Annotated in this window: 12 protein-coding genes; 5 read left to right on the top strand and 7 right to left on the bottom strand. The window is 58.1% G+C overall.

Annotated elements, in window-relative coordinates; all coding sequences use genetic code 11:
* Positions 1–478, top strand: a 478-nt coding sequence (locus tag VGE80_RS23845) for an alpha/beta fold hydrolase (protein WP_440594389.1), incomplete at its 5' end; no start/stop codon positions are given.
* A 47-nt stretch (positions 479–525) separates the two neighbouring features.
* Here VGE80_RS23845 and VGE80_RS23850 read toward each other — a convergent pair.
* Entirely contained in the window at positions 526–5322 is a 4797-nt protein-coding gene (locus tag VGE80_RS23850) for a DEAD/DEAH box helicase (RefSeq protein ID WP_440594397.1), read from the bottom strand.
* Positions 5323–5479: 157 nt separating this feature from the next.
* Here VGE80_RS23850 and VGE80_RS23855 point away from each other — a divergent pair, with 157 nt between their 5' ends.
* On the top strand, positions 5480–5920 hold the full coding sequence (locus tag VGE80_RS23855; protein WP_373650404.1) for an RbsD/FucU family protein: 441 nt from the start codon (positions 5480–5482) through the stop codon (positions 5918–5920).
* On the top strand, positions 5910–7931 hold the full coding sequence (locus tag VGE80_RS23860; RefSeq protein ID WP_440594390.1) for an AAA family ATPase: 2022 nt from the start codon (positions 5910–5912) through the stop codon (positions 7929–7931). The genes VGE80_RS23855 and VGE80_RS23860 overlap by 11 nt, the downstream gene beginning before the upstream one ends.
* Before the next feature lie 207 nt (positions 7932–8138).
* Here the strand turns inward: VGE80_RS23860 and VGE80_RS23865 are convergent, their stop codons facing one another.
* The gene (locus VGE80_RS23865) at positions 8139–8774 is read right to left on the bottom strand and encodes a DUF309 domain-containing protein (RefSeq protein WP_440594391.1); all 636 of its coding nucleotides are present in this window, start codon (positions 8772–8774) and stop codon (positions 8139–8141) included.
* A gap of 513 nt (positions 8775–9287) precedes the next feature.
* Positions 9288–9707 (bottom strand): SufE family protein, encoded by a 420-nt coding sequence (locus tag VGE80_RS23870; protein ID WP_440594392.1) that lies wholly within the window; start codon positions 9705–9707, stop codon positions 9288–9290.
* A 287-nt stretch (positions 9708–9994) separates the two neighbouring features.
* On the opposite strand from VGE80_RS23870, the gene VGE80_RS23875 reads away from it, so the two are divergent.
* The gene (locus VGE80_RS23875; RefSeq protein WP_440594393.1) at positions 9995–10981 is read left to right on the top strand and encodes a S8 family serine peptidase; all 987 of its coding nucleotides are present in this window, start codon (positions 9995–9997) and stop codon (positions 10979–10981) included.
* A 188-nt stretch (positions 10982–11169) separates the two neighbouring features.
* Positions 11170–12495, top strand: a complete 1326-nt coding sequence (locus tag VGE80_RS23880) for a GDSL-type esterase/lipase family protein (protein ID WP_440594394.1) — start codon at positions 11170–11172, stop codon at positions 12493–12495.
* A gap of 285 nt (positions 12496–12780) precedes the next feature.
* Here the strand turns inward: VGE80_RS23880 and VGE80_RS23885 are convergent, their stop codons facing one another.
* The 4 genes from VGE80_RS23885 to VGE80_RS23900 form a co-directional block, all read right to left on the bottom strand.
* Complete coding sequence (locus VGE80_RS23885; protein ID WP_440594395.1) at positions 12781–14292, bottom strand: sugar ABC transporter ATP-binding protein; 1512 nt, start codon at positions 14290–14292, stop codon at positions 12781–12783.
* A gap of 101 nt (positions 14293–14393) precedes the next feature.
* A complete protein-coding gene (locus VGE80_RS23890; protein WP_397571422.1) occupies positions 14394–15302 on the bottom strand; it encodes a DUF58 domain-containing protein in 909 nt (302 codons plus the stop codon).
* 79 nt (positions 15303–15381) lie between these two features.
* Positions 15382–16599, bottom strand: coding sequence for a hypothetical protein (locus VGE80_RS23895; protein WP_440594396.1), 1218 nt, complete (start codon positions 16597–16599; stop codon positions 15382–15384).
* 421 nt (positions 16600–17020) lie between these two features.
* Positions 17021–17599 (bottom strand): isochorismatase family protein, encoded by a 579-nt coding sequence (locus VGE80_RS23900; RefSeq protein ID WP_397571420.1) that lies wholly within the window; start codon positions 17597–17599, stop codon positions 17021–17023.
* Positions 17600–17737: the final 138 nt, after the last annotated feature.

The following is a 17737-nucleotide window of genomic DNA, read 5'->3' on the forward strand; positions in this document are numbered from 1 at the left end:
ATTCCACCTGCCCAAAACCAAGGGGGTTCCCTGGCAACTGAAGCTGGCACGCAGTCCCATCGGAGGTCTGCTGGTCCGAGGTTTCAACGCCTTCAGTCGGGGGGCCGTCCGTTCGTGTGTGACACGCAATCCCATGCCGAAGGCTGTCGCGGATGCTTATTGTGCACCGTACAACTCATGGGCCAACCGCATCGCCGTACATCGATTCGTGCAGGATATTCCGCTGAAACCGGGCGATCGCGGCTACGAACTCGTCACTCAGGTTGAAAACCGGCTGGAGCGATTGAAGGGAATTCCGATGATGATCGGCTGGGGTGACAAGGATTTCGTCTTTGATGAGCACTTCCTCAAAGAATGGCTCGCCCGCTTTCCTGAGGCGGAACTCCACCGCTACCCGGATTGCGGACACTATATCCTGGAGGACGCCAGTTCCGAACTGATTCCGATGATCGACGATTTCCTCTCGCGCCACCCGTAAGGGCAGCCTGACGAAGGTCGCCGATCGATCGTCTTGCCACCGGTCGCTCAGTTCTTCTGCAGACAGGCTTTGAGATCGGATTTGCTGGCGGGATCCACGGGGACGAGTGAGGGGTGCCGCAGCCGGTTCAGAATGGATGGCATGGCTTCCCGCGGTGGTTGTGCCAACCAGTAGACTTCACCCCCCTGGAGGTAGGCGACCGGCGTTCCGTCCAGGTAGGCAACGCGATTCGAGGCGGTCCTGGGGACCCGTTCCTGCCGCGTAACGATTCCCACCAGGTTGAGCGGATCGGCTGCGGAAATCACGATCAGTTCTTGAGTCGGGCCTTCGTCACGCAGTCGCCGTAGCTGTTGGACGCTGTCTGCCAGAGCGAACTGTTCGCCAGCGACCCCCGCGATGAAGCGTCCACCACGGATTTCGCCTCGCGCTTCCAGCCGCCGCAAGACCTGCAGCAGGTCAAACCACGGCGGGGCTCCATCTTCCCGGGCGAGCAAATCGCGAAACACGACACCCCAGCGGCGAAGCAGTTGCCACGCCCAGTCCTCGGCCGTCTTGGTAGCGCGGACACGAGCATCCTCGGTTGGAGTCCGAACTTCCGCCGCTTGTCCTGCTATTGATGCGGTACCTGCAGGCACACTGCATTGCCCGCCTGCCAAGTCGGTTGGGCAAGCCGTGTTCTCGAGATGGACGGGACGAATGGCCCACCGTCCGATGGCGGACTTGGTTGTTCGTTTACGCTCAACCTTCAGTCGGCTTGGCTTGCGAGACGGAGTGGTCTTGTCACCCACCAGCGACCGAAGTCCTGCGAAGCCGTCGGCAGTTAAGATCCCTCGCGTGACTAACTCACCCAGGGCGTCTTCGAGATGATCCTGCAGCATTCGCGTCGCGACCAGCAGATCGGCGGCGAACATCGCTCCACGCTGCTGGAGGAGCGAATAGACTTGCCGGGCCACGCTGCTCAGTTCACCGACATCCATTTCCGGAGCGCGGCAGCAGAGCCATTCGGCATCTTGCCGCAGGAATAAGGAAATGGGGGCGACGCGCGTCAGGCTGGCCATCGGCCGGGACTTCTCGGGATTGCGCGGTGGGGGGAAAAGGCGACCCCAACCGACCTCGCCCGTCAGGCAAAGTTCATCCAGCCATTCGGACTGATAGTTGTCGATTCGCAGCGGGAGGATATCGCGTTCCCACGCCACCGAGGGAATGTCGATTCCCTGTAGTTGTGCGATCACCTCAAACAGGCCGTTTGCGCCAGCTCGACGGTGCGACCATGAAACTCCGTGATGCCGTGTCAGAAACCGGATATACACCTCGACGCTGACCGGTTCGATCTGCTTTCGCAGCCCGTCGAGCGTCAGGCGATGGATGCGTGCCAGCAGTCGGCGATGGCACCACTCCGTCGTGGTTTCGCTGGGGAAATGCCGGCCTTCACCGGATTCGTCCGGGGCATCGATTTTGAGCTGCTCCGCATCCGGGTCCATTCCACGTTCCGCCGACTGCTGGAAACGACCTCGCAGGACCACTCCTTCACCTTCAAGAGCTTCCAGAGCGGCACTTGCCTGGCTTTCAGTGATTCCCGTCCGCTCGCTGACGCCCTTCCCGGTGATCGGACCACACGTTTCGAGCAGACCTCGCACAATGGCGACTCGGGCGTCCGTCGATTCCCAGTCATGTCGGACCTCGACCGGGACTTTGACAGCGGGGCTTAGAGTGGCGCCGGGGAAGACGGCGAGGATCGCGGGAACGCGTTCGGTCGCCGCCCAGTATCGCCGTGACCCGGCTGTCATGAGATTCGTACCGGATCCCTTTTTCCGGCCAGAGCTTTCGCTGTGACTCTGTTTTTCACTGAGACTTTGTTGAAGAGGCGACTCGTCCGTGGGGCAGGTGACCAGTGTCGCTCGACCGTCGGTTGCCAGCTCGTTGAAAAATTCTCGCCATTCCACTCCTTCACTTTCGGGCAGCAGGATTCGGCTGAGGAGCGCATCATGCAGTTCGTCAGGGTTGCGGACAAAGGGCTGGGCTTCGAGCACGACCTGGAAGATCGCTTCCGGATCAAGTCGTCCCAAGTCCTGTACGCTTTCCACCGACAGCGAACGACGTGTCGACACCGCCCGGGCCCGTCGTTCCGCAACTTCGCCCCCATCCAGGAAGGCATAGGGATTGGCGTTAATGAGTTCGTAGCTGAACGGTGACGGCTCGCGCGTGTCGCGGGCAATGAATTCGATTTCACCCTGTTCGACACGGCGCAGAACCTCTTTCAGGGCATCCATGTCATGGGCTTCGTACAGGCAGTCGTCCATGGTCTGTTTGACCAGCGGATGATCGGGCAGTTCGATATCCCCGACGACATGCTCCTGACAGCCGGTTAGTTTCGGGAAGACTGCGGTCAGCAGATCTTCGCTGCGGAACCGCTGCAGGGCGGGGGGAACTTTCTTCCCGTGTTTGGCGCGCGAGACCTGTAATGCCCGCGTTGCGTTCCAGCGCCAGCGGTTCTGGAATATGGGGACTACCAGCACGGCCTGCTCGAACAATGCCTGGACGTTTTTGGGATTCAGCATGGGGAACATACTTTCCAGAGGAAAGCTGTGCTGCGGTCCCAGTGAGAGGACGATGCCGTCGTCGTCAGCATTGGCCTGAAGTTCGAAATCGAACGAACGACAGAACCGCTTTCGCATGGCCAGGCCCCACGCGCGCGTGATGCGTGTGCCGAATGGGGCGTGAATCACGAGCTGCATTCCACCGCTCTCATCAAAGAAGCGTTCAAACACGACTCGTTTAATGGTGGGAATCAGGCCGATCGCTGCTTTCTGAGCCCGCACGTACTCCACAGCCTGGTGGGCTGTTTCCAGGTTGACGTGGGCTTCCAGCACCAGCCACTCTTCCGCAGCGGCAGGATCGTCGATCCGTGCTTCAAGATCCTCACGCAGGCGTGAGACTTCTTCAGACAATTCGTACGTTCGTCCGGGGGCTTCTCCTCGCCAGAAGGGAATCGTCGGAGGGGCCCCTCCCGCATCCGTGACGAACAGGTCTCCGCCTCGCAGATAGCGAATTCGCCACGAGGTGTTACCCAGCAGGAAAATGTCACCGGACTGACTTTCGGTCCCGAAATCTTCGTCAACAGACCCTACCACGGTATGGTCTTCTTCGGTCACGACTCGAATGGCGAAGACTTCGGGAATGGCTCCTGCATTGGCGATCGCGGCCATTCGGGCTCCCGGCCGAGCCCGGACGCGTCGTCCGACCTGATCGTGGTGCAGGAAGACGCGGCTTCTTTCGCCACCGGGTGTCATCCCCTCGCTGAGGACGCGAATGATGCGATCAAACTCATACCGCGTGAGTTCAGAATAGGGGGCAGCACGGCGTACGAGGTCGAAGAGCTGATCGGTGCCGTATTCCTGGCAGGCGACTTCAGCGACGATCTGCTGGGCCAGGACGTCGAGTGGCGCGACAGGGATCGGGACGATATCGAGACGACCTGCACGAATCGCCCGCATGATGGCCATGCATTCGAACAGTTCATCTCGGGTCAACGCGAACAAGCGTCCTTTGGGAATCAGTCCCAGAGCGTGCCCCGACCGTCCGATCCGTTGCAGGAACGTCGCGATATTCCGGGGTGAGCCGATCTGGATCACCAGATCGACATAGCCGACATCAATTCCCATTTCGAGCGAAGCGGTCGCGACGACCGCTTTGAGCTGCCCCGATTTCAGTCGCTGTTCTGTATCGTGTCGGTGTTTGTAGGCGAGCGAACCATGGTGGCTGCTGATGACATCTTCGCCCAACAGCTCGCTCAGTTGATGCGTCAATCGTTCGGCCAGGCGGCGCGTGTTCACGAAGATCAGGGTCGCACGGTGTGACTGGATCAGTTCGACAATTCGCTCATTGACTTCGGCCCATTGCTCGTGCATGCAGACGGCGCCGAGTTCGCTGGGGGGGACTTCGATGGCCAGGTCCAGTTCCCGTCGATGTCCAATGTCGAGAATCACGGGCAGCGTCGGATCGCTGGGCCCGTGAACATCGTGAGTTGGGGAAGCCGCCTCATTAAGGCTCAGTTGATTGCGTGACGGAAGCGTGACAATGACTTCGTCATCGAACGGAAGCAGTCCCGTGCGGCGTCGACGTCGGGGGACATGGATCGACGTTTCCACACGCTCTTTCTTCGGTCCGCATCCGACCAGGAAGCGGGCAATCCGGTCCATGGGACGCTGCGTCGCCGACAGCCCGATCCGTTGCAGTGGACGGTTCGAGAGGGCGGCGAGTCGTTCGAGGGTGATCGCCAGATGTGAGCCCCGTTTGTCCCGCACCAGCGCATGGATTTCGTCGACGATGACCGTCTCAACCGACTGCAACGCTTCCCGGCTGCGGGGACTCGACAGCATCAGGTAGAGCGACTCGGGGGTCGTCACAAGGATGTGCGGAGGACGGCGTACGATGGCCGCCCGCTGCGCCGCAGTCGTATCTCCCGTTCTCAAGCCGACACGGACCGGTGGAATCTCGAGGCCCATCTCTTCTGCAAGAGCCAGAATTTCTGACAGCGGTTGCTCCAGATTGCGGTGCATGTCGTTGGAGAGAGCCCGCAGGGGCGAGATATAGACGACGCGGATTTCCGAGCCGAGGCAACCTTGTTCTGCCTGTTGAAACAGTCGGTCGATGGCGGCCAGAAACGCGGTCAAAGTCTTTCCGCTTCCTGTGGGAGCCGCGATGAGAATGTCACGTCCCGCGACGATTTGTGGCCAGCCCTGTTCCTGGGGTTCGGTCGGACCGGCGAAGCGGGAGCGAAACCACTCTTGGATGACCGGATGAAACAGACTCAGGGAGGTCGCGTTTGCGCAGCCAATCACCATATTGACAAAACCCACCTTCAGACGGCATCGTTGCTCCGTTCCACAACCTTCCTAGGCGCAAGTGGATCGGCTTCGATAGAAAGTTCAGGCACCGACCGAGTCTGTCGGCGTCGTGAAGTTCTGTGTCCATTCTATATTGCTATGACGGTGCTCGACCATGCTGAAGAAGATTCCTCCGATTATTTCGCCTGAGCTGATGTCAGTCCTGATGCGCATGGGGCACGGCGACGAAATTGTGATTGCTGATGGAAATTTTCCTGCCGAGAGCTGTGCCCAGCGAGTCGTGCGCGCTGATGGTCATGGCGGCGTCGAGATCCTCGATGCCATTATGAAGTTTTTCCCGCTGGATACGTTCGTTGATCATCCCGCCAGTGTCATGCAACCCGTCGACGCGGGAGCGTCAGATCCCCCGATCTGGGCCGAATATCGCAAAGTGCTGTCGAAGCATGAAGGTCGCGAAATCGAACTCCGGCCCATCGAACGATTTCGGTTCTACGATTTCGCCAAGTCGGCCTACGCGATCGTCGCTACTGGCGAAACTGCGGTTTATGCGAACGTCATCTTGAAGAAGGGGGTCGTGATCGCAGATGAAAACTGATGGCGCCCTGCATGACGTAAGGTCCCGTATCGAAGCAGGCTATCCCCTGTTATTCCTCAGGACGAATGAGGAGGACCGGTGGGAACGTAAACTGACAGAGCTTGCCTTGGAGACAGAGCGGAACCTCGTCACATGGACGATCACCAGAGGCTTACAGCCTGACGTCAGCCATGCTTCGGACAACCCCGTCAGCGCGACGCGACTGCTCGAACTGCTGTCGAATTTTCCCGCAGGGCATCTGTTCCTGTTGAAGGACTTCCATCCGTATCTGACTGACCCGGTCATACTGCGACGAGTGCGCGATCTGTTGCCGGAACTGGTCCGTCAGAAAAAAACGCTGCTGCTGTTCGGGCCTGTGATGCAGGTTCCGGTTGAACTCGAAAAGGATTCCGTCAGGATCGAGCTTCCGCTTCCGGGGTATGAAGACCTGCGTGAACAGTTCGATCAGACGATCGCCCAATTGCACGAGACCGCAGCGTTGTCACTGGTTCTCGAGAGTGACAACGAGGATCGCCTGATCAAGGCGGTGATGGGGCTGACCAGCCAGGAAGCACGCCGCGCGTGGGTCCGTGCTCTGAAGGGTCGCACACGGCTGGACGACGATGTCTTTACCCTGCTGATCGCGGAAAAGCGGACACTGGCATCGGGGTCCGACCTGCTGGAATTTTATGACCTCGAGGAAAACGTCAACGACATCGGCGGGCTCGACCAGCTCAAAGGATGGCTTTCCAAACGGGCCGAAGCGTACACGCCACGAGCCCGTGAGCAGGGGGTGCCCTTACCGCGTGGTGTGTTACTGCTCGGGGTCCAGGGCTGCGGAAAAAGCCTGACCGCGCGCGCCACCGCTCGGTTGCTCAGCTTTCCCTTGATGCGTCTGGACATCGCGGCGCTGCTGGGGGCTCAGCGTGGCGAGTCTGAAAAGAACATGCGGACGGTATTGGAGCTAGTCGAATCCATTGCGCCCGCGGTGTTGTGGCTCGACGAAATCGAGAAAGGTTTCGCCGGGGTCGAAGGGGATGGAACGGGAGCCGCCGACGCAACGATGCTCAGACTAGTCGGGACCTTTCTGACCTGGATGGCCGAAGTACAGAAGCCAGTTTTCGTTGTTGCCACGGCAAACTCGGTCGAAAACCTCCCGCCGGAAATGCTGCGCAGGGGGCGGTTCGACGAACTCTTCTTCGTCGATTTACCTAACTTTGACGAACGAAAGCATGTCCTGGGCATTCACCTCAAAAAACGAGGATGGAAGACCGAGCAGTTCGATCTGGATGACCTGGCGCGGCGAACGGAGGGGTTCAGCGGAGCGGAACTGGAACAGATCGTTGTGACGGCCTTGATCGACGCGTTCGGCAAGGGACGTGTCCTGTCGCAGGAAGAACTCGAACAGGCATGGCGGACGACCGTTCCTCTGTCGGTCACGATGGAAGACAAAATTTTTGCGTTGCGAAACTGGGCTCAGGACCGCTGCCGCCGGGCCACGTCAGACAGCCGGGTCACCGCCATGCTTGAGGCAGAGCGCCGGTTCGACACTGGTCAGCGGGTGGTCGAAGCAGATCACCAGGCCCCGCTTGCACCCTGGGCTCAGCTTGCCGCAGCAGGGCAGATCAAGGCCGCGATGGTCGAATACATCCGCAAAGGGGGAGAAGTTCTGTTTTGGGAGCTCGTGCGGGACTTCCAGCCGTATCTTGAAGTCACTGGAGAACAAGGGCTGGCGTCTCGATCGAACCCGAATACGGTCCTGTGGTCAGGGATGAGTCAGCCACTTTGCGAGTTGATTTGTGAACTCGTCACGGCGAAACGAATCTACATCCATCCTGTCGATCTGGAACGCTATAAGTCGGCCAACCAGGGGCTGCGACTTCCGGTTCTCAAAGAACCGACCGACGAGAAAATTCCCCGCGCTGCTTGGCTCCCTGCTTCACTCCGAACAGCCCCCCATCCCGTCCACAGTGCCCGGCTGTCCCGAATTGGACGGATGAAGCTGGCGGGCAGTGGCGATCGCAGCGCCTGACGGGAACGGGCTTTCTACGCGGTACAACCATGACTGACCGGTTAAGAAGGGCAGGAAATGGTACCGCGCTCTAAGGGTCAGGAGTGCACATTGGCGAGAGTCAGACAATGGGCAAGGACCGGGGAATGAGCGGGGGTGAGACAATGAAAAAGTCCGGCAGGACGGATCGTGCCGGACTTGCGGATTTGTAATGATCCCTGCTTGAGCTCAGGAAATCGTAAATGGTTCCGTGTTCAGGACAAACGGAAAGACTCGGGTGGGCTGACGGGGTGAGCCAAGTTTGTCCGAGTAGTTGATTTGGGCGGCACGATCAGCGGCGAATTGCAGGGTCGTGAATTCGAGACCGCAGAAGAATTCCGTTCCGACTTCTGCTGCGACGTCTGCGAAGACTTCGCCAGCGGAGGCGGCATGGCGTCGGACGCCGTGAATGCTGTTTTCTCGAACCTTGACTCCTGCTGCCGAAAGCTTCACCAGCCCCTTGAGGAATCGTCCGACGGCGCTATCCGACCCGGTCGTTCGCAGCAATCGCTCCCAGTCTTCGTGCGATTCCCAGTAGTAACCGTGGTTGAAGTAGTCGAGCGCCAGCAGGTAGTGGCGATTTTCGAACCAGTTGGTTGGGGTCAGCATCTTGGGCGAAGGCTGTTTACGCTGATAGCTGTGACCTCGAGCATCGCGGTAAGGGTGCGGTGTATCTGTACCAGGAACGTAGGTGTAAGCCGGGAGTTCAGTTGACGGTAACAGGCGGGGAGCAACTTCGTCAGGGGGGGTAAGCATCATCCGGCTTCTGGTTTGCGGTTCGCTGGCTTCAGGGTTTGCACGTCCTTGTTTCGCGAGTGTGGTCATAAAACAGAGTTCCCCTCAAAGTGTCAAAAAACTTGCGCGGCTCGGACTTCGATGCGTTGTGTCGACCAGAGATCCAACCCGCTACAGGCGACTTCGACACAGAAGTCGCAATTCAAGGTATTGGCGATAAAGAACGACTCCAATCTGACGATGGCAATCGTGATCTTCCCATTTTTGACACGTTGGGCTCAGCAGGAAGGCGGAAAATCAAACAGGCACGCAAATTCCTCGAAAATTCGACTCTTTTCAGGAATTCCTCTCGTCGAGGATTTCGTTCTGCGCGTCAGATGGACCACCGACTTGCGGGAAAAACCTCCACCGTATCATGTCTGGTCTGGGATGCAGAGAAGTCAGTCTTTTCGATGAACAGAATAACCATTCATTCACAGAAGTGGAGATGAATCTGCTGATTTTTTCTAGAACAGCTCGAAATCCACGCCCCGACCCCCGCAGACTCGACAGCCCCGGTGCAGGCTTTTGATCAGTCAGTCGACCGACAGCCGGGCACGAACTTTAAGACGGCTGGGAATCCTGAAGTTCCCGCTTGATTCGGGCGATGACGCCGCGAAATCCCTGCTGTCGCGTCATCCCTAACACGGCATCCAGACCGACGTGCGCCACCATGTCGTCTGGCAAGGACAGCGCCGCCGAAACGGGTTCACCCTGCAGTCCGCAGACGACCAGGGCCACCAGTCCCCGGACCGTCGGCGATTTGGCGGGGACATCGGCTTCGAGGTGGATTTTTCCTTCCTGCGTACCAACCCAAAGATGAACAGGGGTCTGGCATTCCTGGACACGGCAGGATTCCGGGAACGGCACGACTCGTTTTTCGGGAGAAACGGCAGGTAGCTCATCCGCAAATTCAACCAGCCATTGCAGTTTCTCTTCCGGCTCAAGATCGTCCAGTTCCGAAATCAGTTCGTTCAATCGCATGGAAATCGCAATCTTGCTGGAAATGAGGGCAGTCCGTCCTGAAAGCCGGTATTCTCGGACCTGTCGACATACGCGGGCATCTCGGTCGAGTGCAATTTTACAGGGGCCGAATGGAAGTTATAGGCCACACCACTGGTTCCGGCCACCCGGGACGGTGCCAGCCATGGGGTCCACCGAGCCCTCCGGAAGGTGCCGGGTTGCCGACTGACGACGCCAGCGGTGACGCTCGGCCGTGTCCTGCAGGAAGAATCCGTGACGAAGTTCTGCATCTCAAGGATCCGTATACCATGATCAGATCAATTTTCATCACTGCGATTTGTTTATTCCCCGTGGGCCGGCTGGTCGCCGGCGAGCCTGTCGAGCCGCTCGCTTTTCAGCACGCCCGGGTCGTTGACGCCTGGGAAGCGTACAGCGATGTGCTGACGTTTGGAAAAAACCAGACGCTGGCTCTTTTGGACGATGGTTGCAAGCTTTCGATGCCGGAATGGTCCACGCCGGTTAATGGCGTTCCCAAAGTTCTCGTGACGTATGACAGTGTGGATGGCGATGACGACCCCCGGCACGAGGGACGGGGCTACCACGGATCCACGATCGGCGTCCCTTCGTCACTGAACTTCATGGGGAAATGGGGCGTGGCCTACAACAATCAGGTTGCGATCATTCGCGGACTGGAATGTTGCCACTGCAACGTCGCCGATAGCCTACCGCTCTCGCGCGGACTTCAATGGGTCATCGACCATCACAAGAAATACCGTATTGCGGTCGTCAATCTGGCTCCCGTCGACGATCTGGCCCACGCCAAGCCGGTCGATACGGAAATTGACGACAAGCTGGCTCAACTGAGGGAACTGGGGATCTGGGTGAGTGCTCCGACGGGGAATCACGGGTTTGCGAACGGTATTTCGTGGCCCGCCTGCCAACCCAACTGTTTCGCCATCGGGGCCGTGCAACCGGGTGAAGACGTGGTCACGCAGGATCGGGATGCCAAAGTCGATCTGGTTGTTCCTGCCTCCGCAACCAGTTCTTCCAATGCCATTCTTTGCGGATCTGTGATGCTTCTCAGTGAAGCGATTGAGAAGACCGAATACGACTGGAAATCAGACGGGAAGAACCTCCCCGAAGCCATGCTCAAGATTTTCCAGACAACCGGCAAGCCCGTCACCGATGATGCGACAAAACTGACGTTTCAGCGACTTGACCTCAAAGCGGCTTTGGATCACGTGTTTGCTCACGGAAAGGATCCTCGAGCTTCAGCGAAAAAGCAGGATCAGTGAAATCGTGAGTTGGCTTCGCGCGACATGACGAATGCTGTCCGAATTCCAATCGCAACGGAATGAGGCGAGCCGTGTCGACCTGTCGCAAAGTCGACCCGATTCCACCTATGATAGCGAACCAGATGGGCATTCCCTGGGAATGCCTTTGAAACTGTTGAACTTGTGGTCTGTTCTCTCTGGACTTTGAAATGAAAACGTACACGCGCTGGTTGCCGCATGTCGGTGTGACTCTTCTTGTCGTCGCCATGAGCGGTTTGGGATACTTGACCACTTGTTCCTTGCTGAAGGCCCAGGATCAGAAAGAAAAAACGGGACTGGAGATCCCTGCAACGGATGCAGGCTTGCCGGGAGCGGGACCGATTCGCCGTGCGGACTGGTTCCGTGATCTGTGGATGCAGCGGCGCACGGCGTGGTCGAAGCGGGTTGAAGCTGATCAGAATGCGCTCGTTTTTCTTGGTGACTCGATTACTCAGGGATGGGGGGATGACATTGGGGGCCAGTTTCCGGGGGTGAAAGTGGCCAACCGTGGCATCAGCGGTGACACGTCACGAGGCATCCTGATCCGACTCCGTGATGACGTGCTGTCTCTCAATCCTGCAGGCGTCGTCATGATGTTTGGGACGAATGATATCGGTGAGAAGGCTGATCCCAAAGATGTCGCCGGTAACATGAAACTGATCATTGCGAAGCTCAAAGCCCATAATCCCAAAATGCCGATTGTGCTCTGCCAGATTTTCCCCAGTTCGGCCACTGTCTCTCGCCCGGCTGACAAGATTCAGGAGACCAACAGACTGTATGCCGAGGTCGTCAAAGGGGATCCCCAGGTGACTCTCATTGAGACCTGGCCTTTGTTTGCAGATGAAAAGGGGGATGCGAAAGCGGTCGAGTTCCCTGATCTGCTGCATCCCAATGAAATGGGCTATGCGAAATGGGCCGCCGCCTTGCGTCCGATCCTGGCAACGCTCAATTTTATCGAAACAACCGATGACGACTTTGAACTTGAAGAGGGGTACGTCAGTCTCTTCAACGGAAAAGACCTCACTGGCTGGGGGATTCGGGATCCTCAATCGCTGGCCCCGAAAGCCAGTGTTGATGGCAAAGAGGCAACTCCGGACGGTCGCTATCTCGCCCGGCACGGACGCCTGATCATTGCCACTCCTCCTGAAGGACGCCGCGGCCAAGAATTGTGGACGACGCGTGAGTTCGGCAAAGACTTTGTCTTGAAGCTCGAATTCCGGGCCACTCCGAATGCGGACAGCGGTGTCTTCATCCGGAAGCCTCAACTGCAATGCCGCGACTATCCTCTGGCGGGACCCTACAAGAACCTCACGAAGTACCGGCCGCAGGAGTGGAACGAACTGGTGGTCACGGTTAAAGGAAACGTGGCACACTGCACCTGCAACGGAGAAGTCCTGGAAGAGGCTCTGCAACTGCCTGCATCGGGGCCGATTGGACTGGAGGGGGATCGAGGTCAGATGGAATACCGACGCATTCGCATCAAGGAAGCAAACTGATTTCGTCGATGTCGCGATCGAGAATCAGGTTCTGTAGAGATCGCGCAGAGCGAACGAGGCACCATCGCCCTCACCGCTCTGCGCGGTGAATTCTTACCGCAAAACCTTTCAACGACCGAATGCCAAACTTCCAGGCTCATCTCGTTTCGCATACGAGTGAGTTTCTGGAAGCGTTCGCGGCATGAATGGCACTGATGGCGGCAGAGAAACTGCAGTCGCGCCTGGTCCGTGAGGGGAAGTGTTCCTTACGGCCAATCCTGTCAGCGAGCTGCATCGTGGTGCGGATCAAGCACTCACCGGTGTGTGATCCGTTTTTGCGACCGCCACACTCATGATGGATTCTTCTGTCCATTCACTGGCCGGACGAACGTCACGCAGGATGCCGTCGGACATGACGCCAATTCGATCGCAGACGGCCAGGAGTTCCGGGAGGAACGAGCTGACAAAGAGTACGGCTTTTCCCTCGGCTGCCAGTTCGCCCATTAATTTGTAAATTTCGGCCTTTGTCCCCACGTCGATTCCGCGTGTCGGTTCATCGAGCAGCAGGATGTCGGCCTGCTGGTGCAGGACGCGTGCGATCGCCACCTTCTGCTGATTTCCTCCAGACAATTGTCCGATGGTCTGATCGGGCGAAGCGGCCTTGACCTGCAGTCGCTGCATCCATCGCGCTACTTCGCTGCGTCGCTGCCCGAGTCGCAAAAATCCGACACGAGTGTAGGGTTGGAGTCGACTGATCGTCAGGTTGTCCGCGATCGACTGATTCTGGGCCAGCCCTTCTTCTTTCCGATCTTCGGAGACCAGACCGAGTCCCGCATGCATACGGGATTGCGTTTTATGTTCGATCTCGATCCCTGCGACTTTCACTTCGCCTTTTCGGACCGGGTCGAGTGCGAACAGGCAGCGCAGCAATTCTGTCCGTCCCGCCCCGATAAGACCGGCCAATCCCAGAATTTCGCCCCGTCGCAGCTCCAGCGAAGCTCCTACCGGTGCCCGGGTACCGCTGAGAGTCGTCACGGTTAACAGGGGTTCTCCGGGGGTATGCGGGACGACGGGGAACAGATCTGCGACTCCCCGTCCCACCATCAGTGAGACGATTTCCGAGTCGCTGACGTCCGCAAGCCGGCCGCTGCCAACAGAGTGACCGTCCCGCAGGACGGCATAGCTGTCGCAGACCTGACGGATTTCTTCGAGAAAATGGCTGATGTAGACGATTCCGTAGCCCGCACCCCGCAGCTTGCGAATGACGGCGAACAAATGATCGACGTCCTGCCGGGTCAGTGAACTGGTCGGTTCATCGAATACCAGGACCTTGGAATCGGAAGCCAGCGCCCGGGCAATCTCGACCAGTTGTCGAACCGCAATCGAGAGCTTTGCGACGGGGGTATTCGGCTGCAGGTCGGGGTGCCCCAGCAGGTCGAGCACCTTACGAACTTTCAGCCGCTGTGTCTTCCGATCACGCAGACCGTACCAGGAAGGTTCCTGGCCCAGCATGATGTTGTCTTCAACAGACATCTCGGGCGCCAGATTCAGCTCCTGATAGATCATGCCCACTCCCGCCATCCGCGCCTCGTGCGGACCAGCGGGGGAATAGGGCTGACCTGCAAGTTGCATGCTTCCGGAGTCTGGCTGATGAGCTCCACTCAGAACCTTCATGAGCGTGCTTTTGCCTGCGCCGTTTTCTCCAATCAGAGCCAATACTTCACCGGCCCGCACTGACAACGCGACGTCTTTCAGGGCTTGAGTGGCCCCGAATCGCTTTGAGATGCCGGACATGGTCAGCAGGTCGGTACCGGACATGGGTTTCTCGATTTCAGAACTCACGGGACTACCGGGGATTTTGTGTGATATCCGCAGGGAAAGAGCAGGCTACGAGAGAGTGAACCGTTGCGGAGCTTCAATCAGCGACGCCCCGCACGGTGCATTCGTCGCGACAGGAATTCGTGCAGATTCACTTCCAGTGGTTGATCCGTTCGCATCAGGACATAGTCCATATGGAAGTCGCGGGCGCTCGAGCGGATTGTTTTCAGGAATTCCTCGAACTCTTTCTGATACGCTTTCCGCAACGCACGCGGTTCTGTCAGTTGCTCACCGAGGTTTTCGAGGCCCTTAAACAGGGTGGGGTCGACGAAGGTGAAGTCCTGTTCTTCGGGGTCGATCACTTGCAGTAAGACCACGTCATGTCGGCGATGCTGAAAGTGCTTCAGTCCCTTTTTGAGCGTTTCAGGGTCATCGAAGAAATCGCTGATGATGACCACCAGGCCCCGGCGTTTGATCCGTTCGGCCAGATCGTGGAAAATCGGCCCGATCGACGATTCCCCACCGCTGGGACTTTGTTCCAGGGTGTGACAAAGCTGTCGAAGCTGAACTGCGGTGCTGCCGGGACGCAGGAACTGTCGGACGGATGTATCGAAGGTGGCCAGCCCGACAGCGTCCTGCTGATGGATGATCAGATAAGCAAACGCGGCGGCGATGTACTGAGCATACTCCAGCTTCGAAAACATCGCTTTCGGTGATCGATATGTCATCGACTCGCTGGTATCGACGAGCAGGTGGCAGACAAAATTGGTTTCTTCGTCGTATTGCTTCAGGTAGATGCGGTCCGATTTGCCGAAGACTTTCCAGTCGACGTAGCGCAGATCGTCGCCGGGAACGTATTCGCGATGTTCCGCAAACTCGACCGAGAACCCATGGTAGGGACTCTTGTGCATCCCCGAGACGTAACCTTCGACAATCAATCGTGCCTTCAGCTCCAGCCCCTTCAGTCGGTTCAGGGTGGTCGGATCGAGGAAGCGTTTCAGAGCGTCCATAGCGGGGCATTCAATGCTGTTGGAATGAGAAAATTCTTGACGGTCCCATCGGCGACCAGGGCCGATCAACAGGTGCAGTCTACGGTTTTTCGTTCGCGATGGGGATCAGACGCCGGACACGGTGGTTGATTGTATCGCTGATGACCAGTGAGCCATCCTTAACGAGGCAAATACCGTGGGGTTGCCATAACGGTGCAAGTCTGGCAGGGATTCCGTCTCCTTCGTATTTGTGGGATTGGGGGCCCACGCCAGCAATCGTCTGAAGGGTGTTGTTGTTGATATCATAGGCTCGCACAATGTTGTTTTCACCCTCCAGCAAGTAGAGCATTCCGTCAGGTGAGATCTTCATCCCGCGTGGTCCGTCGAACGTAGCTTGTCGAGGATCGCCGCCGTCTCCCGTGAATCCCCGCTCACCGGTTCCTGCTTTGTGGTAGATCCAACCGGTTTTTAGATCGACTCGCCACAATCGCTGTAATTTGAACGAGGCCACCCAGAGGGATCCGTCATAGATTCCCAGCCCTTGCGGCATGGTCAGCGGTTCTTCGCGAGCGACGCCTCCTTCCTGCGGGATTCCTTCGCTGCCCGTTCCCACGACGGTTTCAATGTGCCCGGTTTTGGCGTCAATGCGCCGGACGCGATGATTGAGGATGTCGCCGATGTAGATGTTGTCATGCTCATCCAGGGCAAAGCAGTGAGGGTGATTTAGTTGTGCCTTCTTCGCAGGTCCGCCATCCCCGACACCGCCCGGTGTCCCGTCGCCAGCGATCGTCGTAATGATGCCCGTCTTGCCGTCGACACGTCTGAGTACATGGTTCCGCATCTCCAGGATCAGCATGTGACCTTTGGAATCAAAGCGGACCTCGTATGGTTCGAAGAGAGATGCCTGGGTGGCAGGGCCACCGTCGCCGTCGAGTCCTCGCTTGCCCGTCCCCGCTACGCTCGTCATCTCGTTAGATGCAGGGTCGAGTCGCAGGACGCGATGACTGCCGATGACGGTGATGTAAAGTGCCCCGTCAGGCCCATACTCAACGCCGAACGGAAGATCTACCGGGACGTCACAGGGAACGAGTGTCCGTGTTGGGGTGTCACCCGGTTGACCATTTCCGGCGATGGTTTGGATACGGTAGTTCGTGGCGGTCGGTCGAGATGCCTCTGTGACCGCCGATGGTTCGTCCGCCCGGCTGCATTGTCCTGCACCGAGGGAGGAAAGGACGCTCACGACCAATGCCGCAGACCAGAATCGAAATCGTGTGCGGATCGCAGTCATCCATTCGCCCCATCGAGAGTCTGTTGTCATGCTGAGTCGCCGCCGCCGGTACTCCGCCGCATCGACGGTCATGTTAACGCGATGAACAGCAACGACGTTATAACGGAATCTGCATCATGAGGGACGTATGACGGGAATCGCACGGTCAGAATTCAGCGACGATGTAGCCAGCAAGCCCTCTTTTGAGGGGCCGTGATGCCGGGGAGGGTTTCTCTCTCAGCAGTTGAGAGGAGGAAAGGCGGGGAACCTGTCTGGTTCACGCCAGGAATCGTGGTCCACTTGACGCCCACCGTGACGTCACGCGTGGGCGGACACCCGGGGATGAGTAGCGCACGGGATAATGGGCTGCGCGCGAAACAGCGTGATCACGACGAGGACGTAAACTCGCCTGAAGATGCCTCTGGCAGGTTTGCCAGGATTGGGAGATGGACAATCGAAGCAACGCGAGCAGCTAAACAGGGCGTGATTTTACGAGTGAGCTGAGCTGTTTGAACTCGGGGGCTTCGGCCGACTCGCACCATTCGAACACCACGCTTTCGGCGGTCGTGATAATGGCGCCGGCATTGGCCATGCGTTCCAGAGCGATGCGATGATCCAGGGAGCGACGGCTGGTGACGCCATCCGCGACGACGTACGTCTGATACCCGAGAGCGAGCAGGTCCATCACCGTCTGCAATACGCAGACGTGCGATTCCATGCCTGTGACAACGATCTGAAATCGATCATCCGTGGCTTCGGCAGCGGTCGGCCATCCCGTACTCTCCGTTGCACTGAATCGCTTCTTCGGGGGACGTACGTCAGTGAACTTCGTCAATGGGGCAACTGTCGGACCCAACCCTGAAGGGTACTGTTCCGTGGCGACGACGGGAATTTGCAGCAGATTTGCACTGGCAGCGAGGATCCGGACGGCATCCACCAGACTGAATCGAGCCGATTCGTCGAGTGCGGCGACGAGTTTTTCCTGAATATCAACGATCAGCAGTCGACTGGATCGGCGATGCAGTAACTCGTGACTGCGGAGACCATTCATCGGGGTACCTTATTCTCTACTTGATCTGGAATTCTGACGTCCGCGACAAGCACGGATTTCGATGGGCGCTGTACGTCACACGCCGGTTGCGGTGCTCCAGCATTCCCTCAAAGATGCTTTAGTATTCGTCGTTGTTCG

The organism is Schlesneria sp. (genome assembly GCF_036405755.1).
GTDB classification, from domain to species: Bacteria; Planctomycetota; Planctomycetia; order Planctomycetales; family Planctomycetaceae; genus Schlesneria; species Schlesneria sphaerica.